We start from the raw sequence: 26,127 nt of genomic DNA, 5'->3' as shown, positions 1-26,127 counted from the left end.
TTAGTGGCTCGGTCGCCTCGAACGTATACCGTCAACCGATACCGAGAGACTGGTTTGATGGTATCGAACAAGGTCGTCCCAAAAAAAATGCCGGCACCGTCACCGGTACCGGCATTTTCATCAGCCATTGCCCGGATCACAGAAGACCAAAACGGACAATAACCTCATGTTTTTTTAAATGGAAAAACATGGAAAACAGGACCTCCCCGAACGACTGGGAGCAGTCTGAATCATTCCCACTCGATCGTCGCCGGCGGCTTACCCGAGATGTCATACACCACCCGGTTGATGCCACGCACTTCATTGATGATCCGGTTGGACACATGCCCCAGCAGCTCATGCGGCAGATGCGCCCAATGCGCGGTCATGAAGTCGAGCGTCTGCACGGCGCGCAGCGCGACGACATACTCGTAAGTCCGCCCGTCGCCCATCACGCCAACGCTCTTCACCGGCAGAAACACCGCGAACGCCTGGCTCGTCAAATCGTACCAGGACTTGCCGGTTTCCTTGTCGATGAACGTGCGCAGCGTCTCGATGAAAATCGCGTCCGCGCGGCGCAGCAGGTCCGCGAAGTCGCGCTTTACTTCGCCGAGAATCCGCACGCCCAGACCCGGGCCCGGGAACGGATGGCGGTACACCATGGCCGGCGGCAAACCGAGCTTGACGCCAAGTTCGCGCACTTCGTCCTTGAACAGTTCGCGCAGCGGCTCGAGCAGCTTCAGATTCAGCGTCTCAGGCAGGCCGCCCACGTTGTGGTGGCTCTTGATCGTCTGGGTGGCTTTCTTGCCCTTGCCGGCCGATTCGATCACGTCCGGATAGATCGTGCCTTGCGCCAGCCACTTCGCATCGGTCAGCTTGCCGGCTTCCGTCTGGAACACTTCGACGAATTCCGCGCCGATGATCTTGCGCTTCGCTTCCGGATCGGTCACACCGGCGAGCTTGCGCAGGAACACTTCGCTCGCGTCGACGTGAATCACCTTCACGCCCAGGTGGTCCGCGAAGGTCGCCATCACCTGCTCGGCTTCGTTCAGGCGCAACAGGCCATGATCGACGAACACGCAGGTCAGCTGATCGCCGATCGCGCGATGCAGCAGCGCCGCCGCCACCGACGAATCCACGCCGCCCGACAGACCCAGAATCACGTGCTCACTACCGACCTGCTCGCGAATTTTGGCGACGGCTTCGTCGATATAGTGGCCCATTTCCCAATCGGGCTGCGCGCCGCAAATCTGCAGCACGAAGCGTTCGAGCATGGCGCGGCCCTGCACGGTGTGCGTGACTTCCGGGTGCCATTGCAGACCGTAGAAGCGGCGCTTTTCGTCGGCCATTGCCGCGATCGGGCACGATTCCGTCGACGCCATCAGCGCGAAGCCCGGCGGCATTTCCAGCACCTTGTCGCCGTGGCTCATCCACACCTTCAGCATGCCGTGACCTTCCGGCGTGGTGAAGTCGCTGATGCCTTCGAGCAGGCTCGTGTGATTGCGCGCGCGCACTTCGGCATAACCGAACTCACGCAGGTGGCCGATGTCGACCTTGCCGCCCAGCTGCTCGGCCATAGCCTGCATGCCGTAGCAGATGCCCAGCACCGGCACGCCGAGTTCGAACACGGCCTGCGGCACGCGCGGCGTGTCCGATTCGGTGACCGAGCTCGGGCCGCCGGAAAGGATCACGCCCTTCGGCGCGAAGTCGCGAATGAACGACGCATCGACGTCGTACGGATGAATTTCCGAATACACGTTGGCTTCGCGAACGCGACGTGCAATCAGTTGGGTGACTTGCGAACCGAAGTCGAGGATCAGAATCTTGTCGTGCATGGCAGCGGACGGAGTCAAAGAGTAAGCGGATACGGAATGCCGCGCACAGCGCGCGGCGTTGAATTCAAAGCGGTCCACGTGGGGACGATCGAGCATGAAGCGTAACGATGCAGCGGTCTGGCGCGTGCGGCGCCACAGCCAGTTGCCTGCGGCGAGCGCGAACGAAATCCGGTCACTGCGGCGGATGGCGTGGCGCGCGACGCCTCAGCCATGAAACGGCGGCCGGGGCGCGTTGGCGGCGCCGTCGCGGGCTTCGTCACGCGCGGCAGCGGCTTCTGCCCGCGCTGCGCGTTCGGAGGCTGTCAGGCCGGCTTCGTCAGCCACCGGATGAAGCGGCGCTGCTGCGACAGGACTGGCGGGATTGACTGGACGCGTAACCGGCACCACGGGCTCGACGACCGGCTCGGCGTGATACACCGGAAAACCGGCTGTCACGCGACCCGGCTCGCGCCGGTTGGCTGCGTCTTTCGCCGCGTCTTTGGCCGCCTGCTTTTCGGCACGCTCAGCAGCGGCGGCCTCGACCAGCCGCACTTTCTCGCGCCGCCGCACCGCGCCCGACAAGCGCACGCCGCCCAGACCGATCACCAGCAGCACCACACCCGTCAGCACCGCGACGATCTGACCGAAACCGGTCAGCGCCGGCGTATGCAGACCGAGCAGCCAGACCAGCATCAGCACGCCGGTCAGCCAGTTCACATGGCCGACCGTCCGGGCGACCGATGACGTCAGCGCGCCGTCGATCGACGCGTGCAAGGCCAGCCACGCAAGCCCGATCAGCGCCACGCCAAACCCCTGGCCGACCAGAGCCGGCTGGGTTTGCACCAGAAGCAGCGCGTTGTACAGCGAAGTCCACGGCGTCAGCAGAAACAGCAGGCCGAACGCAAGCAACAGCAAGGCATCGAGGATGAGTACACCGCGCAGCAATGGCTTCATTGGCGTTTAGTCCACGTGGTAGTTGGGTGCTTCCTTGGTGATTTGCACGTCATGCACATGCGACTCGCGCAAGCCCGCGCCCGTGATCTGCACGAACTCGGCCTTGTCGTTCATCTCGGCGATGGTGCGGCAGCCGCAGTAGCCCATGCTGGCGCGCACGCCGCCGATCAGCTGGTAAAGGATCGCGTTGACCGAGCCCTTGTAGGCGACGCGGCCTTCGATACCTTCCGGCACCAGCTTGTCGATGTTCGCGGAGTTGTCCTGGAAGTAGCGGTCAGCCGCGCCGTCTTTCATGGCGCCGACCGAGCCCATGCCACGGTACGACTTGTACTGACGGCCCTGGAACAGGAACACGTCGCCCGGCGCTTCTTCCGTGCCGGCGAACATGCTGCCCATCATCACGGCGTTCGCGCCGGCGGCCAGCGCCTTGCTGACGTCGCCGGAGAATCGCACGCCGCCGTCGGCGATGACCGGCACGCCCGTGCCCTTCAGCGCTTCGGAAACGTTCGAGATCGCCGTGACCTGCGGCACGCCCACGCCCGCAACGATCCGCGTCGTGCAGATCGAGCCCGGGCCGATACCGACCTTCACGCCGTCCGCGCCATATTCGACGAGCGCCTTGGCAGCCGCCGCGGTGGCGATGTTGCCGCCGATCACTTCAACCTGCGGGAAGTTCTGCTTGACCCATTTGACGCGCTCAAGCACGCCTTTGCTGTGGCCGTGCGCCGTGTCCACCACGATCACGTCCACACCGGCCTGCACCAGCAGTTCCACGCGCTCTTCGTTGTCTTCGCCCACGCCGACTGCCGCGCCCGCGCGCAGCTTGCCGTGTTCGTCTTTACACGCGTCCGGGTGCTCGGTCTGCTTGGTGATGTCCTTGACGGTCATCAGGCCGCGCAGTTCGAATGCGTCGTTGATCACCAGCACGCGCTCGAGGCGGTGGCTATGCATCAGCGCCTTGGCTTCGGCAAGCGGCGTGCCTTCCTTGACGGTGACGAGGCGCTCGCGCGGCGTCATGATGTTGCGCACCGGCTCGTCCAGACGCTCTTCGAAGCGCAGGTCGCGATTGGTGACGATACCCACCAGCTGCGCGCCTTCGACGACCGGAAAGCCCGAAATGCCATGCTGACGCGACAGCGCGATCACGTCGCGCACCTTCATTTGCGGCGGTACGGTGATCGGATCGCGGACCACACCCGATTCGAAGCGCTTCACCTTGGCGACTTCACGCGCCTGTTCGGCAGCCGTGAGGTTCTTGTGGATGATGCCCACGCCACCCATTTGCGCCATGGCAATGGCGAGGCGGGCTTCGGTGACCGTGTCCATGGCGGCGGACACGAGCGGCATATTCAGGGAGATGTTGCGGGTCAGCCGGGTCTTGAGGCTGGTGTCGCGCGGCAGAACATCGGAGAAAGCCGGGACGAGGAGCACGTCATCGAACGTGAGTGCTGTTTGGATCAGACGCATGGCAAATCCTATAGGCGCAAAAGCGAATTATACGCGATACCTCCCTGGTTTTCACTGCACTAACAGCAGCTTAGCGAATTTCGGGCAGTTTTTTCGCATCATCGGGCCGCCGGGATTTCGCTTGTCTGTTCGCCTCGGGTTCGATCCGGTTTCGTTTGCGCGTTCGGGCGCAATGGGGCGCAAACGGGTGCCACCGCGTCCGAATGCAGAATCGAACAAGACACCGAAGCCGCCGACCGGCTATTCTGCCGACCATTCCAGTTTTTTCTTGCAGGAGCAGTCGATGCAGCGCGGTGTGGTTTATGGAGTCCTGGCCGGAGCCCTATGGGGCATGGTTTTTCTGGTGCCGCGCGTGCTGCCCGATTTTTCGCCGCTGCTGCTGAGCGCCGGCCGCTACACCATGTACGGCGTGGTCTCGCTGGCCGCCGCGCTGCCCATGGGGCGCTCGCTCTTCAAACGACTGACCCGCGAGGATCTCGGCGCGCTGGTGAAGCTGGCGCTGGCCGGCAACCTGCTCTATTACCTTCTGCTGACGGCGGCCGTCCACCTGATCGGCATCGCGCCGGCGTCGCTGATCGTCGGCGTGCTGCCCGTCACGGTGACGCTGCTCGGCCGGCGCGATCATGGCGCGGTGCCGCTCGCCCGCCTCGCCTGGCCGCTCACGATGGTGATGGCGGGCATCGTCTGCATCAACATCGACGTGTTTACGGTCGCCGACAGCACGCCGGTAAGCGTCGCCACCAAGCTGCTCGGCCTCGCCTGCGCGGTCGGCGCGCTCGGCTGCTGGACGTGGTTCGCGGTCGAAAACGCCCGCTACCTGCAGCGTCAGACGCATTTCAGCGGCAATGAGTGGTCGGTTCTGTGGGGCGTGGTGACCGGCGCGCTCGGCGCGGCGCTGTGGCTCGTGGTTGCCGTGCTGCCGTCGGGCGGCCCGCAAGGCGAGCTGGCCGACGGTCGCTGGCACAGCTTCTGGATGCTCAATCTGGGCCTCGCGATCGGCGCGTCGTGGCTCGGCAACGGGCTGTGGAATGCCGCATCGAAACGGCTGCCGCTGACGCTCTCCGGCCAGATGATCGTGTTCGAGACGTTGTTCGCGCTGCTTTATGCGTTCATTTATGACGAGCGCCTGCCGCGCCCGCTAGAACTGGCGGCGATTCTGCTGCTGGTGGCCGGCGTGTGCTGGTCGGTGCGCCAGCATGCGGACGACGATACGCCCGACGTGACACGAATCAAGGACAAGCCGCAAGTGACGGCGCCTTGAGGCGCCTCAGGGTGCGGCGAGGCGAGGCGCTGTGCGGAGCCGCGAGGCGAGGCACAGGAGGCGCGAGGCGAGGCACAGTGGGGCGCGGCGCCTTGCGGCGCAGTGAGGTGAGTCGCGGTCAGCCGCGATGCGGCGCCGCGCGTTGAGCCGCCGTGACGTGCCCGGAGTTGCCTGACAGCGGCTTACCGCCTCGCACCGCGGCGGCCGCAGCGGATCGAGGCGGCTTTCCACCCCACCCGATCCAATCCACTTACCGCGAATCCTTGTTCTGCCAGCGGCGCCCTTCGATCGAGCCCGCCTTGCGGGTTTTCTCGACGCGGCGCTGACGCGACACCTTGGGATCGACCAGCAGCGGCCGGTAAATCTCCACCCGATCGTGGTCGGCCAGCACCGCGTCGAGCGGCTTGAGCTTGCCGAATATGCCCACCCTCTGCGTGGCGAGGTCGATCTGCGGGAAGCGCCGCAAGATGCCGCTCGCATCCAACGCCTGCTGCAGCGTGGCGCCTTCCGGCAGTTCCACGCCAATCAGCGCCTGCTCACCGGCTAACGCGTAGCAGACTTCGATCGACAAGCGCGCGCTCATGCCTTACCGTAGCGCTGATCGGCGCGCTTCACGAACGATTCGACGAACGTATTGGCGATGTGATTGAACACCGGCCCAATGATCTTCTCGAGAATGATGTTGGTGAATTCGTAGTGCAGCGCGAATTCGATCTTGCAGGCATCGGCCCGCAACGGCGTGAAGCGCCAGAAGCCGGTGAACTTGCGAAACGGGCCGTCCGCGAATTCCATGTCGATGCGCGTGGGCCGCTCCATGCTGTTGCGCGTGGCGAAGTGCTGCTTGATGCCCTTGAAGTTGATATCGATCCTCGCCTCCATGCCGGTTTCGTCCCGGCGGCGGATTTCGACTCCCCCGCACCAAGGCAGGAAGTTGGGGTAATCGGCGACGTCGGTGACGAGGTCGAACATCTGTTCCGCCGAATGGCGGATCAACACGGTTTTCTGGACATCTGCCATAAATTGAACAGCGCGTGGCAAGGGTGGACAAGCGCGGCGGGCTTTCCTTGCCCCGCTTTGCTAAAATCGTGATTTTAAACGAGTTGGGCACTTTCCATTCATGAGCATCATCGACAACAGAAAAGCCTTCTACGACTACTCGGTCGAAGAACGCTACGAAGCAGGGCTCGTGCTCGAAGGATGGGAGGTCAAGGCGCTGCGCGCCGGGCGCGGCCAGATCAAGGAAGGTTACGTGGTCATCAAGAATAACGAACTGTTCCTGATCGGCACGCACATCAGCCCGTTGCCCGAAGCCTCGACCCATATCAACCCCGACCCGGTGCGCACGCGCAAGCTGCTGCTCCATAGCGAAGAAATCAGCAAACTGATCGGCAAGGTCGAGCAGCGCGGTTACACGCTCGTGCCGCTGAACTTCCACTACAAGGGCGGCCGCGTCAAATGCGAGATCGGTCTGGCCAAGGGCAAGAAGCAGCACGACAAACGTGAGACCGAGAAGAAGCGCGATTGGGAACGTGAGAAAGCGCGTTTGATGCGCTCGCCGAGCTGACCGGCGGTTCGAGCGGACGCTGCGCGGATATGCCGCGCTTCGTTCGCCGCCAGCGCGCGGCAACGAACCTGCAAGCACTCAAATGAAACTGGCCCGCACAGTCTGCGGGCCATTTCTTTTTTCAGCAGCTAAAGCACGCTCAGCGCATCTCCGTCGTGCCCTTCCCTTTGTTCACGATCGTGAGCGCCGAGGCGATCATCGAACTCATGTCGGCCAGGTTGCCCGGCACGATCAGCGTAGTGCCCTGCTTCGCCAGATTGCCGAACGCGTTCACGTATTGTTCGGCCACCTTGAGATTGACCGCTTCCATCCCGCCGTTCGACTGAATGGCCGCGGCAATCTTCTGAATCGCCTGCGAGTTCGCTTCAGCCACGGCCAGAATCGCCGACGCCTGACCCTGCGCCTGATTGATCGCCGCCTGGCGTTCACCTTCCGACTTCTGAATCGCCGCCTCACGCCCGCCGGAAGCAATGTTGATCTGCTCCTGCTTGCGCCCTTCCGACGCGGCAATCAGCGCGCGCTTTTCGCGCTCGGCGGTAATCTGCGCCTGCATGGCGTGGAGGATCTCCTTGGGCGGCGTCAGGTCCTTGATCTCGTAGCGCAACACCTTCACGCCCCAGTTCGAGGCCGCTTCGTCGAGCGACGAAACAATGCTGTGATTGATGAAGTCGCGCTCCTCGAAGGTCTTGTCGAGTTCGAGCTTGCCGATCACCGAGCGCAGCGTGGTTTGCGACAACTGTGTGATCGCGAACACGAAGTTGCTCGACCCGTACGACGCCTTCATCGGATCGGTGACCTGAAAGTACAGCACGCCGTCCACCTGCAACTGCGTATTGTCGCGCGTGATACAGACCTGGCTTGGCACCTCTAGCGGAATTTCCTTGAGGATGTGCTTATAAGCGATCCGATCGACAAACGGAAACGCGAAACTCAAACCCGGTGTCAGCGTGCGGTGATAGCGGCCAAGGCGCTCCAGCACCCACGCATGCTGTTGCGGCACGATCTTGATAGTCTGCGCCGCCAGTACGATCACGATGATCAGAAGCACCGCCCCGACGATGGTCGAATCCATGACTGCCCTCCGGTCCCTGGTTGGAATAGTTGTGTGTGCGGCGAGAAAACTCAGGCCGTGGTGGCCCGTTTGGCTGAATGGCGGGCCGCCACGACGAGGAGGCAACTGCCACGCATTTCCGTGATTTCGTAAAGCTGCGCGTCTTCAGGTTCACCCGCGGCCAGTTCGACATCCCATGCCGCGCCGCGGTAATTGGCGCGCGCCCGGCGCTCGTGCCAGGCAGGCACGGTCAGCGTTTGACCGATGTCGAGATTGACGTCGGGGTTGCGCGACGCCTCCTTGCGCGTTTTGCGGCCAAACCGCGAACGCCTGAGCAGCAGCACCGCCGCCAGTGCGACCACGGCCGCGGCGGCGAACTGCACGTCGGCGGCGGCGCCCGCGAGGTGCGCGATGGCGGCCGCCACACAACCCAACGCGATCATCAGCAGATAGAACGTGCCGCTGAGCAACTCGAGCACGACCAGCACGCCCGCCCCGATCCACCAGAACAATCCACCTGGCGCCACGTCGACCTCCACAAAGCAAAACACCCCGGATCTACCGGGGTGTTTATAGCACGAAGCGAACCCATTTTAACGAGCGGTGCAGTACGGTTTAACGTGCAATGAGCGCACGTTTGAAATACCGCGTCGAGCGTTATGCATGCCGTTATGCATGCCGCCTAGAAAGCGGCATGCTGCTCGCTTCACTTCGCCGACTTTGCCAGTTGCTGCCACGTCTCGACGATCGTATCCGGGTTCAGCGAGATCGACTTGATGCCTTCATCGGTCAGCCACTGCGCAAAGTCCGGATGATCCGACGGGCCCTGGCCGCAAATACCGACGTACTTGTCGAGTCGCAGGCAGGTGTCGATCGCGCGCTTCAGCAGGAACTTGACCGCCGGATCGCGTTCGTCGAAATCCACAGCCAGCAGTTCCATGCCGGAGTCGCGATCGAGGCCGAGCGTGAGCTGCGTCAGGTCGTTCGAACCGATCGAGAAACCGTCGAAGAATTGCAGGAATTCTTCGGCAAGGATCGCGTTCGACGGCACTTCGCACATCATGATCAGGCGCAGACCCTTCTCGCCGCGCTTCAGGCCGTACTTGGCCAGCAGCCCGACCACGCGCTCCGCCTGCTTCAGCGTACGCACGAACGGCACCATGATCTCGACGTTGTCGAGGCCCATCTCTTCACGCACCTTCTTCAGCGCGATGCATTCCATCTGGAACGCTTCGGCGAAGTCTTCGGCGATGTAGCGCGACGCGCCACGGAAACCCAGCATCGGGTTTTCTTCGTCCGGCTCGTAGCGCGAACCGCCGATCAGCTTCTTGTACTCGTTCGACTTGAAGTCCGACAGACGCACGATCACGGGCTTCGGATAGAACGCCGCCGCGATCGTGGCGATGCCTTCGGTCAACTTGTCGACGTAGAACGCGCGCGGCGATGCGTGACCGCGAGCAACGCTTTCCACCGCCTTCTTCAGGTCCTGATCGATATTCGGGTACTCGAGAATCGCCTTCGGGTGAACGCCGATGTTGTTGTTGATGATGAACTCGAGCCGCGCGAGACCCACGCCTGCGTTCGGCAGTTGCGAGAAGTCGAAAGCCAGTTGCGGGTTGCCGACGTTCATCATGATCTTCACCGGAATCGGCGGCAGTTCGCCGCGCTGCACTTCGGTGATTTCGGTTTCGAGCAGACCGTCGTAAATCTTGCCTTCGTCGCCTTCCGCGCACGACACCGTGACCAGCGCGCCTTCCTTCAGCACGTCGGTCGCGTCGCCGCAGCCGACCACGGCCGGCACGCCCAGCTCACGCGCGATGATCGCCGCGTGGCAGGTCCGTCCGCCACGGTTCGTGACGATCGCCGAAGCACGCTTCATGACCGGTTCCCAGTTCGGGTCGGTCATATCGGCGACCAGCACGTCGCCCGGCTGCACACGGTCCATTTCCGACGGATCGTGAATCACGCGCACCGGACCCGCGCCGATCTTCTGACCGATCGCGCGACCCGTAGCGAGTACGTTCGATTGACCCTTCAGCTTGAAGCGCTGTTCGGCCTTGCCCACCGCCTGGCTCTTCACCGTTTCCGGGCGCGCCTGCAGAATGAAGATCTTGCCGTCGCGGCCGTCTTTGCCCCACTCAATGTCCATCGGACGCTCGTAGTGCTTTTCGATGATGACCGCGTATTTAGCCAGTTCGATCACGTCTTCGTCCGTGATCGAGAAGCGGTTGCGCTGCTCGTGCGAGACGTCGACGGTTTTCACGCGGCCTTCTTCGCCCGCCTTGGTGAATTCCATTCTGATCAGCTTCGAGCCGATCGAGCGGCGGATGATCGGGTACTTGCCTTGGGCGAGCGTGGTCTTGTAGACGTAGAACTCGTCCGGATTCACCGCGCCTTGCACCACGGTTTCGCCGAGACCATAGCTCGACGTGATGAAGACGGCGTCCTTGAAGCCCGACTCGGTGTCGAGCGTGAACATCACGCCGGCCGCGCCGACGTCCGAGCGCACCATGCGCTGCACGCCAGCCGACAACGCGACTTCAGCGTGGGTGAAGCCCTTGTGGACGCGATACGAGATAGCGCGGTCGTTGTACAGCGACGCGAACACGTGCTTCATGCGATCGAGCACGTCGTCGATACCGACCACGTTGAGGTAGCTTTCCTGCTGGCCCGCGAACGATGCGTCCGGCAGGTCTTCCGCCGTTGCCGAAGAACGCACGGCGAACGACAGCTCTTCAGGCGAGCTGTTTTGCAGGGTTTCGAAGCCCGCGCGGATATCAGCCTCGAGTTGCGGCTGCAGCGGCGCGTCGACGATCCATTGACGGATCTCCTTGCCCGCTTCGGCAAGCGACTTCACGTCGTCGACGTCGAGCGTTTCGAGACGTTTGGCGATGCGTTCGGTCAGATTGTTGTGCTGCAAGAAGTCGCGGAAAGCCAGCGCCGTGGTGGCGAAACCGGTCGGCACGCGCACGCCGGCTTCGGCGAGCTGACTGATCATCTCGCCAAGCGACGCGTTCTTGCCACCGACAATCTCCACATCGGTCATCCGCAACTGCTCGAACGGAACTACATACGCCTTATCCTTTGCGACGGTAACTGCGTTAGTCATACAAGCCCCTAAGTGTGAAAGAAATTCACGGCTGTGCAAGTGGGCTCGAACGCGAGACGCCCATTGGAAGGGTGACCTCGCGTCTTGCACAACCTGTTGGAGAAGCAATCGCTGCACATTGCCCGGAGCACCGGATGTGCGACGAAGAAGGCGAATGGACGAATTTACCGATCGATCCACCACGTTCGCCGCAACTTGGCGACTAAAATACCGGTTAAAAGCGAGGCGTTGAACGACCGTTCACGGTGAGTTAGACGCCAATCGCCTGCAATTGCTTATCCAACAGGTTGCCGCTATTCTACCGTGCCGACTTTGAAAATGTGACTGTCGGACGAGAATTGCGCCTCGAAACGCGCCCCGGACCGGCCAGCGGGCTTTTGCGAGGCCCCGCCACCATCCGGGCGCAGTTGCGGTGCCCACGGCGCGCTGGTTGAACGCCGCTGCAGCCTCCGGTTAGCCACCGGGCAGCGGCGTCGACACAGCGATGTTTCATTCGAGCGATTTTCCCCGCTCACGTTCCCCAGCCCCACTGATGCCGCCCACCGTATTCATCGTCTCCGACGGTACCGGGATCACTGCCGAAACCTTCGCGCATTCGATCCTCTCCCAGTTCGACCAGAAATTCCGCCTGGTTCGCGTGCCTTTCGTCGACTCGACGGAAAAGGCCTATGCCACGCTCGAAAAGATCAACGAAGCGATCCAGCAGGACGGCCGCCGCCCCATCGTGTTCACGACGCTGGTGGACAGCGCGTCGAATCAGATCGTCAAAGGCTCGAACGCGCTTGTGCTGGACATGTTTCAGACGTTCGTGGAACCGCTCGAACAGGAACTGGAACTGAAGTCGAGCCACGCGATGGGCCGCGGCCACCAGAACGCGGACACCGAGGAGTACAAGAACCGGATCGAGGCGATCAATTTCTCGCTCGCTCACGACGACGGCCAATCGAACCGCAATCTGGCCGACGCCGACGTGATTCTGGTCGGCGTATCGCGCAGCGGCAAAACGCCGACGAGCCTCTATCTGGCCATGCAGTATGGCGTGAAAGCGGCCAACTATCCGCTGATTCCGGAAGATTTCGAGCGCGGCAAATTGCCTACGCCGCTACTCGCGCATCGGCAGAAAATGTTCGGATTGTCGATCGATCCACAGCGGCTTTCGGAGATTCGCAACGAGCGTCGTCCCGGCAGCAAGTACGCGGCGCCGGAGAATTGCCGCTATGAGATCAACGAGGCCGAAACGATGATGCGGCGGGAAGGGATCAAGTGGCTGTCGTCGACGCACAAGTCGATCGAAGAGATTGCAACAACCATCCTGCAGGAAATCAAGCTGGACCGGCCGGCTTATTGAACCGCCGCGTCAGCCCGGCAGCCTGAAGAGGAGACACGCGCGGCAGCGCGCGCGTGTGTCAAAACGGCGTCAAACGCAAGGCGTCGAGCGAACGGCGTCAAGCGCGCCCGCGCTGCTGGCGGCACTGCTCGAACACGCATACAGCCGCCGCAGCCGCCACATTCAACGACTCCATGCCGCCCGGCTGGGGAATCGTCACCCGCAACGAGACCGCGTCGCGCCAGAGCTGCGAAACGCCCGCCCCTTCGTTGCCGAACACCCACGCGAGCGCTCCGCTCAGATCGCAGTCGTAGATCGCCTCGGCGCCGTGCGAATCCGTAATGACGATCGGCACCGCGAGGCGCTCGATCAGCGCCTGCGCTTCCACGTCCTCGTGAATCTGCAGGAGGAAATGCGCGCCCATGCCGGAGCGCAAGACCTTCGAGGACCACGCGTACGCCGTCCCCGGCGCGCAGAACACCTGCTGAATGCCGGCGGCCGCCGCGCTGCGCAGAATCGAGCCGACGTTGCCCGCGTCCTGCACGCCGTCGAGTACGAGGCAGGTTTGCGCGACGTTGTCTGGCAGCGGCGTGTCGAGCTTTTCGACCAGCAGCAGTATGCCCACACCGTGCACGACATTCGACAACTGCCCGAATAAAGCGTCCGGCAGCGTCACGACACGGTGATCTTCGATGCGTGAAACGATCGCCTGCGCTTCGTCATGGCGCAGCGCGCCGTCGGTGACGATGCACATTTCCGGCTGCCCGGCGACGTCGAGATACGCGCTCGCGAGATGAAACCCTTCGAGCAGCGCGTGGCCGCTCTTGCGCTGTTGATGCGTCGAGCCGGCCAATGCCTTCAGGCGTTTATAGAGCGGATTGTCCCGCGAGGTGATGGCTTTCACAGGCAGCGAAGACAGTGAGAATGAGGAAAGGGTTGTGACACGCGCCGCTAATGAAGCGCTCGCGCGACGTTCGCGTCAAGCTCAGACGGCGCTGCTGCGTTCGCCGAAGGCGTCGTCGTCGAACATCACTTCGGATACGACGATCACGTCGCGGGCCGGCAGCGGCACGCCGGTACGCAACCGCAGATGCGCCTCACGCACCGGCGCGAACGAACGCCGATGATGCTCGCAAGGTCCATGTTCGCGCAACGCCGCGAGATGCTGCGGCGTGCCGTAACCGGCATGCGCATTGAAGCCGTAGACGGGATACGTCTGGTGCAATTCGAGCAGCATGCGGTCACGCGTGACCTTGGCAAGAATCGACGCCGCGGAGATGCTCTTCACGAGCGCGTCGCCGCCGATCACCGCTTCACTGCGAACGCTCAGTGTCGGACAGCGATTGCCGTCGACTTTCACGAGCGTCGGCACGACGGACAGGCCCTCCACGGCGCGCTTCATTGCCAGCATGGTGGCGTGCAGAATATTAAGCGAATCGATTTCTTCGACCGATGCCGAAGCGATGCAGTAAGCGAGCGCACGGTCGACGATCTTGTCATACAGCTCGTCGCGCTTCTTCGCGGTCAGCGCTTTGGAATCGTCGAGGCCGCGAATCATCGGCTTGGCCGGATCGAAAATCACCGCCGCTGCCACCACCGGGCCGGCTAGCGGTCCGCGCCCCGCTTCGTCCACGCCGCAGACAATGTCCTCCGGCGTCTCGAAGTTCAGGCCGACCTGCTGGGCCGCCGCTCCGGCAACGGTTTTGCGGCGCGGTGCGCGTGCGCCGGTCACGGCCGCCCCTTGCGCTTTTCGATGACGCTCGCCACGACTTCCGCCGCGCGCTGCGCGGTGTTCTGCTTCAGCACGTGATGCATCTCCGTGAAGATTTCCGTCAGCGTGCGCCGGTTGGTCTCGTCGCGCAACTGTTTCAGCGTGGCTTCGGCCAGCGCCTGCGGCGTGGCGAAGTGCTGCAGGATCTCCGGCACCACGAACCGCCCCGCCAGGATGTTCGGCAGACCGACATAGGGCAGATACCCTTGACGGCGCATGATCTGGCCGGTCAGCCAAGGCACCTTGTACGAGATCACCATCGGCTTTTTCAGCAGCGCGGCTTCCAGCGTCACGGTGCCGCTCTTCACCAGGATCGCGTCGGCCGCGGTCATGGCGAGCTGCGACTGACCGTCGGTAATCGTCAGCGCGAGACCGGGGTGCGAATCCACCAGCGGCCGCAGCATCTCGCGCAGCGCCGGCGTGGCCGCCGGCATGACGAAGCGCAGACCGGGCTCCTGGTGCTGCATCATCTCCATCGCGGCGAAGAACGTCGGGCCGATCAGATCGATCTCCGAGCGCCGGCTACCCGGCAGCACCGCGATGATCGGGCCCTCTTCGGCCAGACCTAGCGCCCGCCGTGCACCGAGCGTGTCCGGTACGAGCGGAATCTCGTCGGCAAGCGGATGGCCGACGTACGATGCCGCGACGCCCGCCTTTTCCAGCAGCGCCGTTTCGAACGGGAACACGCACAGCATGTGGTCGACCGCCTTGGCGATCTTCTTGATGCGGCCACCGCGCCACGCCCAGATGGACGGACACACGAAGTGAACGGTCGGAATGCCGGCGTCGCGCAACGGATGCTCGAGCCCGAAGTTGAAATCGGGCGCATCCACGCCGACGAACACCGAGGGCGGCTCGGCCAGCAACTGGCGCTTCAGTTCGTTGCGGATGCCGAGAATGCCGGGAATGTGCTTCAGTGCCTCGACATAGCCGCGCACCGACAGCTTTTCCATCGGAAAATGGGCGTCGAAGCCCGTGGCGATCATGCGTGGGCCGCCGATTCCGTAGTACTGGGTACCGGCCGGCAAACGGCTCGCGAGACCGTCGAGCAGCGACGCCGCCAGCAGGTCGCCGGACGGTTCGCCGGCCACCATCGCCACGCGCAGTGGACTGGGTTGCAATGCCATCGGTTAGCGGATGATGCCGCGTTGCGACGCTTCGACGAACGCGAGCAGCGTCTGCACCGGTTCGTCACCGTCGCCGCCCGCGGACGCGAGTTCGCGCAGTTGCACCTTCGCCTCTTCCAGCGACAGGCCGTTCTTGTACAGCACGCGATAAGCCGCGCGCAGCGCCGAGATGGCGTCCGGCGAAAAACCGCGGCGGCGCAGGCCTTCGACGTTGATGCCGTGCGGCTCCGCCTTGTTGCCGGCGGCGATTACGAACGGCGGAATGTCCTGAACCAGCGCCGAGGCGCCGCCCAGCATGGAATGCGCGCCGATGCGCACGAACTGATGCACGCCCGACATGCCGCCGACGATCGCGTGGTCGCCAATCGTAACGTGGCCGGCCATCTGCGCATTGCTCGACAGAATGACGTTGCTGCCCACATGGCAATCGTGCCCGATGTGCACGTACGCCATGATCCAGTTGTCGTCACCGAGCGTGGTGACGCCCGCGTCCTGCACCGTGCCGGTGTGGATCGTGGTGAACTCGCGGATCGTGTTGCGGTTGCCGATAACGAGCCGGGTCGGCTCGTTGTTGTACTTCATGTCCTGCGGACGGCCGCCGACCGATGCGTAGTGGCCGATCCGGTTGTCTTCGCCGAGCGTGGTGTGACCTTCGATCACGCTGTGCGAACCGATCGTGGTCCGCGCACCGATCGTCACATGTGCGCCGATGACGGCATACGGTCCGACTTCGACGGATTCGTCGAGTTGTGCGCCCGGTTCGACGATCGCAGTGGGATGAATCCTGCTCATGCGTCCTCGCTTCTGATTCTGTTGCGTTGTCTGGATGGGCATCTGGCGGAGCGGCCAGCGTGTATGTCACGTCGCCGACCGCCCGGACACTGGCTAGCGCATCAAGCGTCCTTGTCCGTGTGCCGCACCGCGCACATCAGGTCCGCTTCCGCCGCTACCACGCCATCCACTTCGGCGCGCGCCTTGAACTTCCAGATGCCGCGCATATGACGCTCGAACGTGCAGTTCAGGATCAGCTGATCGCCCGGTTCCACCACGCGCTTGAAGCGCGCGTTGTCGATGCCGACGAACAGGTACAGCGTGTTCGACGGGTCGCTCGGCTCTTCAGAAAACGTCAGCAGAGCCGCCGTTTGCGCGAGCGCTTCGAGAATCAGCACACCCGGCATCACCGGACGCGTCGGGAAGTGACCCTGGAAATACGGTTCGTTGATCGACACGTTCTTCAACGCTTTGATGCTCTTGTGCGGCTCAAGTTCGAGCACCCGGTCGACCAGCAGGATCGGGTAACGATGTGGCAGCAGCGTGAGAATCTTATGAATGTCGAGATTGATTTTTTCGGTGCTCATGGTGTTTCTGCTCGCGCATTGACTGCGCGATGATGACTGCGGATGCTGGTGCAGGTGGGTTGATAACGCATGCTGCCGGCGCTCGCCATGACCCGGCGGCCGTGCCACCCGGTCACGGCAACCGACTTTGCTTCCTGATGCTCGCCCGCTATTTTACGCGGTGCCGGCAGGTTGCCCTGCGAAATGCATGGCGAATTGTCCCGCGAGTCGCCCTGAGAGTTACCCTGGTGCCGCTCAGGCCTGGTCGTCTGCGGAACGGCTCGCTGCATTGGCGGCCGGGCTGCCTTCTTTCTCAGCCGCGGCGTTTTCAAGCGCCTTGATACGATCACGGAGTTTGTCGATGTTACGCAGCAATGCCGCGCTCTTGTTCCAGTCTGCATGGTTCACGGCCGGGAAGGCACTGGTGTACATACCAGGCTTCAACAGCGATTTCGAAACGCCCGACTTGGCCGTGACGATCACGTAATCGGCCAGCGTGACGTGACCGGCGATCCCGACCGCGCCGCCGATCATGCAATGGCGGCCGATCGTGGTACTGCCCGCAATGCCCGCGCAGCCGGCGATCACCGTATAGGCACCGACCTTGCAGTTGTGACCGATCTGCACGAGATTGTCGATCTTCACGCACTCTTCGATGATGGTGTCGGCCATTGCGCCGCGGTCGATGGTGGTGTTCGCACCGATTTCGACGTCTGCCGCGATCGACACGCCGCCCACCTGCGGAATCTTCACCCAGCTGCCGGTGCGCGCGTCACCCTCGCCGACGAAATCCGGCGCGAAGCCGAAACCGTCCGAGCCGATCACCGCGCCCGCGTGCACGATCACGCGCTCGCCGAGCTTGCAACCGTAGTACACCGCGACATTGGGATAGAGATGTGAACCCGCGCCGATGCGCGTGCCACGGCCGATCACGACATTGGCGTCGAGCCGCACGTTTTCGCCAATCACCGCACCCGCCTCGACCGTGACGTGCGGACCGATCACCGCGCTCGCGGCAATCTGCGCCGACGGGTCGATGGTTGCGCTCGGATGCACGCCTGGCACCGCCTTGGGCGATGCGAGGTCGATGAAGGTCTGCGCGACCCGCGCAAAGTAAGCGTACGGATTCGGCGTGACGATGAAGTTACGATTCTCGCGGGAAGCGAGTTTGGCGAGGTCGTCGGCGTTGATCAACACCGCGCCCGCACGGGTCGTTTCGACCTGCGACAGGTACTTCGGATTGGCGAGGAACGCCAGCTGGTCCGGGCCTGCCTGGTCGAGCGGCGCGAGACTGCCGACGCGCTGCGAACCGTTTCCGACTACTTCACCGCCGAACCGTTGGACGATGTCCTCGAGCGTAAATGCCATGCCTATCCTGTCTCCTACCGTTCAGTCCAACTTGTCAGATCTTCTGTTGCCGGGCGACCTGCCCCACTGCAGCACTCAGTTACCCGACGCCGCCAGCGCCTTGAGCACCTGATCGGTGATGTCGATGCGCGGGCTCACGTACACCGCTTCCTGGACGATCAGGTCGTAGTGCTGGGCCTCTGCGATCTGCTTGATCACCTTGTTGGCGCGGTCGAGCACCGCCGCCAGTTCTTCGTTGCGGCGCTGGTTCAGATCCTCGCGAAACTCACGTTGCTTGCGCTGGAAATCCGTGTCCAGTTGCGACAGATCGCGCTGTTTTTGCGCGCGATCGGCGGGCGACATGGACGCGCCGTTCTTGTCGAGGGAGTCGGACATCGACTTCAGCTTCTGCGCCATGTCGGCCAAGTCCTTGTCACGCTTGGCGAACTCTGCCTCGAGCTTGACCTGCGCGGCCTTCGCAGCAGCGGATTCGCGCAGGATACGGTCGGAGTTGACCGCCGCGATCCTCGCCTCCTGCGCATGCGCCACCCCGACCCCCAAGGTCATTGCCAGCGCCAGCGCGCACGCCACACGTTTCGAAAACATACCGGTTAGCAAAGTCATCCTCTCGATACTGTAGTTTGGCCAGCCGCTTCTGGCCCAGCCGCCAGCCGCCCGATCAGAACGCCGTCCCGATCTGGAACTGGAATTTCTGATACTGGTCGCCCGTATGCTTCGTGAGCGGGAAGCCCAGGCTCAGCTTCAGCGGACCGATCGGCGAGATCCACGCCAGACCGACACCATAGCCGTAACGCAGACCGTTGGCGCCGATGCTGTTACCTTCCGTGCCCCACACGTTACCAGCGTCGAGGAACGTGAAGACACGCAGCGTGCGGTCGTAACCCGTGCCCGGCAGCGGGAACGTCAACTCGACGTTACCCACCAGCAGCTTCGAGCCGCCGATCGGGTCGTTCGTCTTGGCGTCGCGCGGACCCAGCGAGCTCGGCTCGTAGCCCCGCACCGAACCGATACCGCCCGCATAGTAGTTCTTGAAAATCGGATAAGGCTTGCCGCCGAGGCCGTTACCGTAACCGCCCTGGAAGTTGAAGCCCAGCACGAACCCGCGCGAGAACGAGTAATAGTACTGCGCGTTGATGTCGGCCTTGTAGTACTGCGTGCCACCGATCGGCGTGCCGTATTCGGCGTTCGCCTGCGTGAAGTAACCGCGGCTCGGCACCAGTGCGCTGTCACGCGCGTCGCGCGACCAGCCTACCGTGATCGGCACGTTGTTCGACACACGGCCGAATTCGTGCACGTAGTCGATATAGCTTTGCGGCGTGTTCGAGTCGATGTCGAGCTGGTTCTGCTCGAGGCCGGCGCCGAAGTAGACCGTGTCCACTTCGGAGAACGGAATACCGAACTTCAGGTCACCACCGATCGTGACGATCTTGAAGCTCGAATCCGTGGAGTAATACAGCGGCTGATACGTGCGGTAATAAACGTCGGTAATCCGCTTGATACCGTCGACCGTAAAGTACGGATCGACCTGCGTGACCGTCAACGTACGGTACGTCTTCGCGGTATTCACGTTCACCGCGAGACTCGTACCCGAGCCGAACACGTTGTCCTGCGAGACGCCTGCCGAGAGCACCACCTTGTCGGTCGACGAAAAGCCCGCACCCAGCGTGATCGCGCCAGTCGGCTTTTCCGCCACCTTGACGTCCACATCGACCTGGTCCGGCGTGCCTTCCACCGGCACCGTGGTCACGTCGACGTCCGTGAAATAGCCGAGACGGTTGATCCGGTCTTTCGACAGCGCGAGGCGGTTCGAATCGAACCACGAGCTTTCGAGCTGGCGCATTTCGCGGCGCACCACTTCGTCACGCGTGCGGGTGTTGCCCACCACGTTGATGCGGCGCACGTAGACGCGGCGGCTCGGGTCCACCTGCAGCGTCAGGTCGACCTTGTGGTTCGACTGATCGATCTGCGGCTGCGCATTGACGGTGGCGAACGCATAGCCGTATTCGCCCAGCTTGTCGACGATAGCCTTGGTGGTGGCTTGCAGCTTTTCAGCCGAGAAGCGGTCACCCGGTTTGATCTTGATGAGCTTGGCCAGCTCCGGCTCGCGGTCGAGCAGATTGCCTGCCAGCTTGATGCTCGAAATCGTGTACGGCTCGCCTTCATGCAGCGTGACCGTCAGATACATGTCCTTCTTGTCCGGCGAGATCGAGACCTGAGTCGAGTCGATGTTGAACTCGAGGTAGCCGCGATTCAGGTAATACGAGCGGACGTTTTCGAGGTCGCCGGTGAGCTTGTCTTTCGCGTACAGGTCGTTCTTCGTGTACCACGAGAACCAGTTCGGCGTGGACAGCTGCATTTCGTCGCGCAGCGTACCCGTGCTGAACGCCTTGTTGCCGATGAAGTTGATCTGGCGGATCTTCGCGCTCGGACCTTCGGCCACCGAGAACAGCACCGACACGCGGTTGCGGTCGATCGGCGTGATCGTGGTGGTGACCTCGGCGGCGTAATAACCGCGCGTGAGGTACTGACGCTTCAGTTCCTGCTCGGCCTTGTCGACGAGCGCCTTGTCGTAATAGCGGCCTTGCGACAAGCCGACCGCGCGCAGCGCCTTGGTCAGGTTTTCCTTGTCGAACTCATGAATGCCGGCGAAGTCGATCGTGCCGATAGCCGGACGCTCCAGCACCTGCACGATGACGACATTGCCTTCGGTCGCGATCTTGACGTCGTTGAAGAAGCCCGTGGCATACAGGGCGCGAATGGCCTCCGATGCCTTGTCGTCGCTGAAGGTGTCGCCCTGCTTGATGGGCAGGTAGGCGAACACGGTACCAGGTTCGACGCGTTGCAATCCCTCGATCCGGATGTCTTGCACCACGAAGGGCGTCGTTGCGTGAGCAACCAGCCCATGCGCGGCGAATGCCGCGGCTATAACCGTCTTTGGAACAAAGCGATGAGGTTTAAACAACGTGCTTCCCCAGTGTGTATAGCTGCATCAGGTCGGGCGGTCGCCATCGTGAACGCCGCCGAACACTTTAAAAATGGATTAAACGAGCCAGATCGTTGAACAGCGCGATCGCCGACAACGCGACGATGCAGGCGAGACCCGCCCTCTGAAAAACGAGTTGCCAGCGATCGGAGACAACTTTACCGGTAACAGCTTCAACCAAATAATATAACAGATGACCCCCGTCCAATACCGGAATTGGTAACAGGTTCAGTACGCCAAGACTAATACTGACAAGGGCCAGGAACGACAGGAATGCAGAAGGACCTAGACGTGCGCTCTTTCCTGCATAATCGGCGATCGTCACCGGCCCGGAAAGATTCTTGAGCGATGCTTCGCCCACGATCATCCTGCCGAACATCCGCACCGAATACACCGCGAGATCCCACGTGCGGCGCGCGCCCAGTTGCAGGCTTTCAACCGGCCCATAGTGCACGTCGATCGACGGCACCTGGGTAGCCAGTTCCGCGCCGATGCGACCGATCTGCTGGCCCGTCGCTTCGTCACGCTGCGCCTGCGGGACGATGTTCACGTCTTCGAGCTTGCCCGCCGCCTTACCTCCGCGCTCGACCTGCAACGTGACTGGTTTGCCGGCGTGCGATTTTACATAAGCGATAAAGGCCGTGGCATTTTCGGTCGGAATTCCGTCGACGGCGCGCAGACGATCGCCGGCGACGAGCCCAGCCTTTTGCGCCGCGCTGCCCGGCTGCACACCGGCCACCGTCAGCTTGCCACCACCCGGCTCGAAACCGAGATGCGACATGAAGTCGTCGTCGACGTCTTTTTCGGTGAGGCCGCGCAGATCGAGTTGAAAGTCCGACGTGCCGTGCGCGTCTTTCGCGCTCAGAACGACGCGCTTGTGATCGAATGCCGCACCCAGCAGTTTCCACCGCAGGTCCGACCATGAGCGCACCGGCTCGGATTGGCCGGCGTTCTCGGCACGCACGGCAACGATCGTCTCGCCGCCGTCGAAGCCGGCGAGCGCCGCGGGTGTATTCGGCGCGGGCGCCGCGACCACGGCCGCCGGCTCCGTCACGCCGGTGGCGAAGACGAGCGCGAACAGCACGATCGCCAGAAGGAAGTTCGCGACCGGGCCGGCCGCGACAATCGCAAAACGGCGCCACACGGACTGCCGGTTGAACGCATGCGGCAGTGCTTCTGCGGGAATCGGCTCAGCGCTGTTTTCGCGCTCGTCGAGCATCTTCACGTAGCCGCCGAGCGGCAGCGCGGCAATGGTCCATTCGGTGCCCGTCTTCGGGCTCACCCACTGGAACAGCGGCTTGCCGAAGCCGATCGAAAAGCGCAGCACCTTGACGCCGCACAGGCGTGCCACGCTGTAATGCCCATATTCGTGGACGACCACGAGTACGCCAATCGCGACCGCGAAGGCGAGCAGTTCGATCAGCAGGTTCATGAGCGCCTCACTGGACGGCGCGTTCCGTGCGACGGGCGCCGTCGGGCAGACGCGCGATGAATTCGGCAGCGGCGCGACGCGCGGCGGCATCCGCTTCGATCACGTCCTCGAGCGCGTGCGCGCTGCGGTTCGGCAGCGCGTTGAGCACCGCGTCGACCACCTGGGCAATCGCCATGAAACCGATCTGGCGTGCGAGGAACGCCTCCACCGCTATTTCGTTCGCGGCGTTCAGCGCCGCGCTCGCGAGGCCTCCCTCGGCGAGTGCCTTGACTGCAAGGGCGAGACACGGAAAGCGCGTGTAATCCGGCTTTTCGAACGACAACGACGCGACCTGTAGCAGATCGAGTTGCGCCACGCCCGAATCGACGCGATCCGGAAAGGCCAGCGCATGGGCGATCGGCGTGCGCATGTCGGGATTGCCAAGCTGCGCGAGCACCGAACCGTCGGCGTACGAGACCATCGAGTGGATCACGCTTTGCGGGTGAATCAGCACGTCGATGCGCTCGCCCGGCAGATCGAACAGCCAGTGCGCCTCGATCACTTCGAGGCCCTTGTTCATCATGGTGGCCGAGTCGACCGAAATCTTGCGACCCATGACCCAGTTCGGATGCTTACAGGCTTCTTCCGGCGTGACGTCGACGAGCGTGGCAGGTTCGCGCGTACGGAACGGGCCGCCCGAAGCGGTCAGAATGATCTTGGAGACGCCGCCGTGCAGCGCGGCTTCGCGCGGCAAGCATTGGAAAATCGCGTTGTGCTCGCTGTCCACCGGCAGCAGGACGGCGCCGTTGTCGCGCACCGCGTCCATGAAGATCGCGCCGGACATGACCAACGCTTCCTTGTTGGCGAGCAGGATGCGTTTGCCGGCGCGCGCGGCGGCAAGGCTCGGCGCGAGGCCGGCCGCGCCGACGATCGCCGCTACCACCGTATCGCAGCCGTCGCTCTTCGACACGTCGACGAGCGCCTGCGGTCCGTACGTGACCTCGGTCTTGCAACCCGCCTCGCGCAATTTCGCGGCGACGCTGGCGGCCGTGTCGGCGTCGCCAACCACCGCGACTTCGGGCTGAAAGCGCAGGCATTGCTCGACGAGCTTGTCGCCGTTGCGATGCGCGCTCAACGCATACACCGAAAAACGCTCGGGATGACGCGCGACGACGTCGAGCGTGCTGTCTCCAATCGAGCCCGTGGAACCGAGCAGTGTCAGACGTTTTTGCATATCTCTTTCTCTAGCCGAGCAGCAGCATGGCAAGCGGCAGCACCGGCAACAATGCGTCGATGCGGTCGAGCACGCCACCGTGCCCCGGCAACAGGCCGCTTGAATCTTTCACACCGGCCTGGCGTTTCATCATGGATTCGAACAGGTCGCCCACCACGCTGAAAACGACCAGCAGGGTCAGGGCGAGCAACGTGCGCACGGCGCCCCAATGCGCCAGCAACGCAGAATACAGGGTCGGCTCGAACGCATGCAAAAAGACCGCCGCCGCCGCGACGATCATCACCACCAGCCAGCCGCCGATCGCGCCCTCCCAAGTCTTACCCGGACTGATGGCAGGCGCCAGCTTGTGTTTTCCGAATGCTTTTCCCGAGAAGTATGCGCCGATATCGGCCAGCCATACCAATAGCAGCAACGACAGCACGAACGGCACGCCCTGCATGCGCGCGGCGACGAGAGCATGCCAGCACGCGACGAATACCACAATGCCGGCGAGAAACAGAAAGGAGCGCCATGCGCCTTGGGCGAGCGTGGGCTTGCGCAACAGCACGAACGGGCCGGCGATCACCCAGAAAATCGCGGCCGCCTGAAAGAGCGGCCTCGCCTGCTCGATACCGGTGCCAAGGCGCGTGCTGGCGACGAGCGCCACCGCGGCCACCAGCGCATAAATGACCGGGCCCGCGCCGCCCAGCTTGAGCAGGCGCGCCCACTCCCATGCGGCGAACACGACGACGAAGGCGATCAGCGCGCCGAACGCGCCCACCGGCGCGAACAACGTCACCGGCAGAAATACCGCCAGCAGGATGATCGCCGTGATGACACGGGTTTTTAGCATGGAAGCGAATCGACGTTTTGCGATTGCGGCTCGAGTTGAGCACTGGTGCGGCCGAAGCGGCGTTCGCGCTCCGCGTATGAAGCGATGGCGTGGCCGAGCGCGTCGGCGTCGAAATCCGGCCAGAACGTGTCGGTGAAGTAGAACTCGGTGTAAGCGAGCTGCCACAGCAGGAAGTTGCTGACACGGCGCTCGCCGCCGGTGCGGATGAACAGATCCGGCTCCGGCGCATAAGCCATGGAGAGGTGCTCGGCGAACGATTCCTCGGTCACCTCGACCGCCTTGCCCGCCAGCGCAGACTGTTCGGCGAGCTTGCGGGTGGCCTGCATGATGTCCCAGCGGCCGCCGTAGTTCGCGGCGATCGTGAGTGTAAGCCGGGTATTGCGCGCGGTCTTGGTCTCCGCGCGCTTGATCAGGTCGCGGATGCGCGTATCGAAGCGCGACAGATCGCCCACTACCCGCAAACGGATGCCGTTGGCGTGCAGTTTGCCGATCTCGCGCTCCAGCGCGGTCACGAACAGGCGCATCAGGAACGACACTTCGTCGTTGGGACGACGCCAGTTTTCCGAGCTGAAAGCGAACAGCGTCAGATATTCGACACCCTGACGGGCGCACGCCTCGACGGCCGCACGCACCGCGTCGACGCCGCGCGTATGGCCCGCCACGCGCGGCAGGCGCCGCTGGGTGGCCCAACGGCCGTTGCCGTCCATGATGATCGCGATATGTCGCGGCACCGCGGCGACATCAGGCACGCGCACGGTTGAGCTGGTATAGGTCATGGCCGTCGGGACAGTGACTGCAAATAAAGAAGTGGAAACCCTGAAAGTACCGAGTGCCCCCAAACCTGGCGCTTCACGCCAGCCGCCCGAGGGGGCAATCCCCAAAGGGGATGTCCTGCGGGGCGGAAAACCTGGGGCGGCCCGGCGTTTTTCTGAGAGGCGACCGGCCTCAGACCGTCATGATCTCGGCTTCTTTCGTCACGACGAGTTTGTCGATTTCGGCAACGAACTTGTCCGTCAGCTTCTGAACGTCGTCACCGGCACGACGCTCGTCGTCTTCCGAAATTTCTTTGTCCTTCACGAGCTTTTTCAGTTGCTCGTTGGCGTCACGGCGCAGGTTGCGCACGGCGACCTTGGCCGTTTCCGCTTCGCTCTTGACCACTTTGGTCAGTTCGCGGCGGCGCTCTTCGGTCAACGCGGGCATCGGCACGCGAATCACGTCGCCTTGCGTGGCCGGGTTCAGGCCCAGGTCCGACTCGCGGATCGCCTTTTCGACGACCTGAACCATCTTCTTTTCCCACGGCTGCACGCCAATCGTGCGGGCGTCGATCAGCGTCAGGTTCGCGACTTGTGAAATCGGCACCGGCGAACCGTAGTAATCGCACTGGATGTGATCCAGCAGGCCCGTATGCGCACGGCCCGTGCGGATCTTCGACAGGTCGTTCTTGAACGCGTCGATGGAGCGCTGCATCTTTTGTTCAGCGCCCTTTCGGATATCAGCCACAGACATTTTTAAACCTCCGAACCTTCAAAACGGTGCGA

General features: G+C 63.0%; 24 protein-coding genes. 3 read left to right on the top strand and 21 right to left on the bottom strand.

The window, feature by feature from the left end; genetic code table 11:
* Window positions 1-230 precede the first annotated feature (230 nt).
* From guaA to guaB, 3 genes are all read right to left on the bottom strand, one after another.
* On the bottom strand, window positions 231-1,814 hold the full coding sequence (guaA, locus tag P0D71_RS04055; RefSeq protein ID WP_408302835.1) for a glutamine-hydrolyzing GMP synthase: 1,584 nt from the start codon (window positions 1,812-1,814) through the stop codon (window positions 231-233).
* Between the two features lie 204 nt (window positions 1,815-2,018).
* Complete coding sequence (locus tag P0D71_RS04050; protein WP_408302759.1) at window positions 2,019-2,747, bottom strand: hypothetical protein; 729 nt, start codon at window positions 2,745-2,747, stop codon at window positions 2,019-2,021.
* Between the two features lie 6 nt (window positions 2,748-2,753).
* Window positions 2,754-4,214, bottom strand: a complete 1,461-nt coding sequence (gene guaB / locus P0D71_RS04045) for an IMP dehydrogenase (RefSeq protein ID WP_091793368.1) — start codon at window positions 4,212-4,214, stop codon at window positions 2,754-2,756.
* Window positions 4,215-4,497: 283 nt separating this feature from the next.
* Between guaB and P0D71_RS04040 the strand changes: the two genes are divergently transcribed.
* Window positions 4,498-5,475: a DMT family transporter gene (locus tag P0D71_RS04040; RefSeq protein ID WP_091793366.1), complete on the top strand. Its 978-nt coding sequence runs from the start codon at window positions 4,498-4,500 to the stop codon at window positions 5,473-5,475.
* A gap of 250 nt (window positions 5,476-5,725) precedes the next feature.
* Here the strand turns inward: P0D71_RS04040 and P0D71_RS04035 are convergent, their stop codons facing one another.
* Window positions 5,726-6,058, bottom strand: a complete 333-nt coding sequence (locus P0D71_RS04035) for an RnfH family protein (RefSeq protein ID WP_408479304.1) — start codon at window positions 6,056-6,058, stop codon at window positions 5,726-5,728.
* Window positions 6,055-6,492, bottom strand: coding sequence for a type II toxin-antitoxin system RatA family toxin (locus P0D71_RS04030; protein ID WP_091793362.1), 438 nt, complete (start codon window positions 6,490-6,492; stop codon window positions 6,055-6,057). Before P0D71_RS04030 ends, P0D71_RS04035 begins: the two co-directional genes overlap by 4 nt.
* 100 nt (window positions 6,493-6,592) lie before the next feature.
* On the opposite strand from P0D71_RS04030, the gene smpB reads away from it, so the two are divergent.
* A complete protein-coding gene (gene smpB / locus P0D71_RS04025; protein WP_042323149.1) occupies window positions 6,593-7,039 on the top strand; it encodes an SsrA-binding protein SmpB in 447 nt (148 codons plus the stop codon).
* Between the two features lie 139 nt (window positions 7,040-7,178).
* On the opposite strand, the gene P0D71_RS04020 is transcribed toward smpB, so the two are convergent.
* The 3 genes from P0D71_RS04020 to ppsA all read right to left on the bottom strand — a co-directional run bounded on the left by P0D71_RS04020 (window position 7,179) and on the right by ppsA (window position 11,199).
* The gene (locus P0D71_RS04020; RefSeq protein ID WP_091793360.1) at window positions 7,179-8,111 is read right to left on the bottom strand and encodes an SPFH domain-containing protein; all 933 of its coding nucleotides are present in this window, start codon (window positions 8,109-8,111) and stop codon (window positions 7,179-7,181) included.
* A gap of 50 nt (window positions 8,112-8,161) precedes the next feature.
* A complete protein-coding gene (locus tag P0D71_RS04015; protein WP_091793358.1) occupies window positions 8,162-8,617 on the bottom strand; it encodes an NfeD family protein in 456 nt (151 codons plus the stop codon).
* Between the two features lie 179 nt (window positions 8,618-8,796).
* A complete protein-coding gene (gene ppsA / locus P0D71_RS04010) occupies window positions 8,797-11,199 on the bottom strand; it encodes a phosphoenolpyruvate synthase (RefSeq protein WP_408185707.1) in 2,403 nt (800 codons plus the stop codon).
* A 532-nt stretch (window positions 11,200-11,731) separates the two neighbouring features.
* Between ppsA and ppsR the strand changes: the two genes are divergently transcribed.
* Window positions 11,732-12,547 (top strand): posphoenolpyruvate synthetase regulatory kinase/phosphorylase PpsR, encoded by an 816-nt coding sequence (gene ppsR, locus P0D71_RS04005; protein ID WP_091793354.1) that lies wholly within the window; start codon window positions 11,732-11,734, stop codon window positions 12,545-12,547.
* A 97-nt stretch (window positions 12,548-12,644) separates the two neighbouring features.
* Here ppsR and P0D71_RS04000 read toward each other — a convergent pair whose 3' ends face one another.
* The 13 genes from P0D71_RS04000 to frr form a co-directional block, all read right to left on the bottom strand.
* A complete protein-coding gene (locus P0D71_RS04000) occupies window positions 12,645-13,430 on the bottom strand; it encodes a TrmH family RNA methyltransferase (protein ID WP_408479303.1) in 786 nt (261 codons plus the stop codon).
* A gap of 81 nt (window positions 13,431-13,511) precedes the next feature.
* Entirely contained in the window at window positions 13,512-14,258 is a 747-nt protein-coding gene (gene rnhB, locus P0D71_RS03995) for a ribonuclease HII (protein WP_408302766.1), read from the bottom strand.
* Entirely contained in the window at window positions 14,255-15,424 is a 1,170-nt protein-coding gene (gene lpxB, locus P0D71_RS03990; RefSeq protein WP_091793348.1) for a lipid-A-disaccharide synthase, read from the bottom strand. The genes rnhB and lpxB overlap by 4 nt, the downstream gene beginning before the upstream one ends.
* A 3-nt stretch (window positions 15,425-15,427) precedes the next feature.
* Window positions 15,428-16,216 (bottom strand): acyl-ACP--UDP-N-acetylglucosamine O-acyltransferase, encoded by a 789-nt coding sequence (gene lpxA, locus P0D71_RS03985; RefSeq protein ID WP_091793346.1) that lies wholly within the window; start codon window positions 16,214-16,216, stop codon window positions 15,428-15,430.
* Window positions 16,217-16,317: 101 nt separating this feature from the next.
* On the bottom strand, window positions 16,318-16,782 hold the full coding sequence (gene fabZ / locus P0D71_RS03980; protein WP_006048683.1) for a 3-hydroxyacyl-ACP dehydratase FabZ: 465 nt from the start codon (window positions 16,780-16,782) through the stop codon (window positions 16,318-16,320).
* Window positions 16,783-17,016: 234 nt separating this feature from the next.
* Entirely contained in the window at window positions 17,017-18,129 is a 1,113-nt protein-coding gene (lpxD, locus tag P0D71_RS03975; protein WP_091793344.1) for a UDP-3-O-(3-hydroxymyristoyl)glucosamine N-acyltransferase, read from the bottom strand.
* A 75-nt stretch (window positions 18,130-18,204) separates the two neighbouring features.
* Entirely contained in the window at window positions 18,205-18,726 is a 522-nt protein-coding gene (locus P0D71_RS03970; protein WP_177205078.1) for an OmpH/Skp family outer membrane protein, read from the bottom strand.
* A gap of 61 nt (window positions 18,727-18,787) precedes the next feature.
* Window positions 18,788-21,091, bottom strand: a complete 2,304-nt coding sequence (gene bamA, locus P0D71_RS03965) for an outer membrane protein assembly factor BamA (protein WP_091793340.1) — start codon at window positions 21,089-21,091, stop codon at window positions 18,788-18,790.
* A gap of 67 nt (window positions 21,092-21,158) precedes the next feature.
* A complete protein-coding gene (rseP, locus tag P0D71_RS03960) occupies window positions 21,159-22,544 on the bottom strand; it encodes an RIP metalloprotease RseP (RefSeq protein WP_408479302.1) in 1,386 nt (461 codons plus the stop codon).
* A 7-nt stretch (window positions 22,545-22,551) separates the two neighbouring features.
* On the bottom strand, window positions 22,552-23,757 hold the full coding sequence (locus tag P0D71_RS03955) for a 1-deoxy-D-xylulose-5-phosphate reductoisomerase (RefSeq protein WP_091793338.1): 1,206 nt from the start codon (window positions 23,755-23,757) through the stop codon (window positions 22,552-22,554).
* Between the two features lie 10 nt (window positions 23,758-23,767).
* Entirely contained in the window at window positions 23,768-24,589 is an 822-nt protein-coding gene (locus P0D71_RS03950) for a phosphatidate cytidylyltransferase (protein ID WP_408479301.1), read from the bottom strand.
* Window positions 24,583-25,365, bottom strand: a complete 783-nt coding sequence (gene uppS / locus P0D71_RS03945) for a polyprenyl diphosphate synthase (protein ID WP_091793334.1) — start codon at window positions 25,363-25,365, stop codon at window positions 24,583-24,585. The genes P0D71_RS03950 and uppS overlap by 7 nt, the downstream gene beginning before the upstream one ends.
* A gap of 169 nt (window positions 25,366-25,534) precedes the next feature.
* Window positions 25,535-26,095: a ribosome recycling factor gene (frr, locus tag P0D71_RS03940; protein ID WP_012433445.1), complete on the bottom strand. Its 561-nt coding sequence runs from the start codon at window positions 26,093-26,095 to the stop codon at window positions 25,535-25,537.
* Window positions 26,096-26,127 lie beyond the last annotated feature (32 nt).

Origin of the sequence: Paraburkholderia sp. RL17-383-BIF-A (assembly GCF_046028015.1) — a bacterium.
Classification (GTDB): Bacteria; Pseudomonadota; Gammaproteobacteria; order Burkholderiales; family Burkholderiaceae; genus Paraburkholderia.
Note: the sequence above shows the minus strand (reverse complement) of the source record. Positions and strands in the feature narration are given on the sequence as shown.

Bases quoted from the DNA above. Each gene is read 5' to 3' on its own strand.
- ppsR (WP_091793354.1), top strand. From the start codon at position 11,732: ATGCCGCCCACCGTATTCATCGTCTCCGACGGTACCGGGATCACTGCC.
- lpxB (WP_091793348.1), bottom strand. From the start codon at position 15,424: ATGGCATTGCAACCCAGTCCACTGCGCGTGGCGATGGTGGCCGGCGAA.
- fabZ (WP_006048683.1), bottom strand. From the start codon at position 16,782: ATGAGCACCGAAAAAATCAATCTCGACATTCATAAGATTCTCACGCTG.
- smpB (WP_042323149.1), top strand. From the start codon at position 6,593: ATGAGCATCATCGACAACAGAAAAGCCTTCTACGACTACTCGGTCGAA.
- P0D71_RS04020 (WP_091793360.1), bottom strand. From the start codon at position 8,111: ATGGATTCGACCATCGTCGGGGCGGTGCTTCTGATCATCGTGATCGTA.
- P0D71_RS03955 (WP_091793338.1), bottom strand. From the start codon at position 23,757: ATGCAAAAACGTCTGACACTGCTCGGTTCCACGGGCTCGATTGGAGAC.
- P0D71_RS04050 (WP_408302759.1), bottom strand. From the start codon at position 2,747: ATGAAGCCATTGCTGCGCGGTGTACTCATCCTCGATGCCTTGCTGTTG.
- rseP (WP_408479302.1), bottom strand. From the start codon at position 22,544: ATGAACCTGCTGATCGAACTGCTCGCCTTCGCGGTCGCGATTGGCGTA.
- frr (WP_012433445.1), bottom strand. From the start codon at position 26,095: ATGTCTGTGGCTGATATCCGAAAGGGCGCTGAACAAAAGATGCAGCGC.
- P0D71_RS04030 (WP_091793362.1), bottom strand. From the start codon at position 6,492: ATGGCAGATGTCCAGAAAACCGTGTTGATCCGCCATTCGGCGGAACAG.
- P0D71_RS03950 (WP_408479301.1), bottom strand. From the start codon at position 24,589: ATGCTAAAAACCCGTGTCATCACGGCGATCATCCTGCTGGCGGTATTT.
- guaB (WP_091793368.1), bottom strand. From the start codon at position 4,214: ATGCGTCTGATCCAAACAGCACTCACGTTCGATGACGTGCTCCTCGTC.
- P0D71_RS04035 (WP_408479304.1), bottom strand. From the start codon at position 6,058: ATGAGCGCGCGCTTGTCGATCGAAGTCTGCTACGCGTTAGCCGGTGAG.
- lpxD (WP_091793344.1), bottom strand. From the start codon at position 18,129: ATGGCATTTACGCTCGAGGACATCGTCCAACGGTTCGGCGGTGAAGTA.
- P0D71_RS04040 (WP_091793366.1), top strand. From the start codon at position 4,498: ATGCAGCGCGGTGTGGTTTATGGAGTCCTGGCCGGAGCCCTATGGGGC.
- ppsA (WP_408185707.1), bottom strand. From the start codon at position 11,199: ATGACTAACGCAGTTACCGTCGCAAAGGATAAGGCGTATGTAGTTCCG.
- guaA (WP_408302835.1), bottom strand. From the start codon at position 1,814: ATGCACGACAAGATTCTGATCCTCGACTTCGGTTCGCAAGTCACCCAA.
- uppS (WP_091793334.1), bottom strand. From the start codon at position 25,365: ATGACCTATACCAGCTCAACCGTGCGCGTGCCTGATGTCGCCGCGGTG.
- lpxA (WP_091793346.1), bottom strand. From the start codon at position 16,216: ATGAGCAGGATTCATCCCACTGCGATCGTCGAACCGGGCGCACAACTC.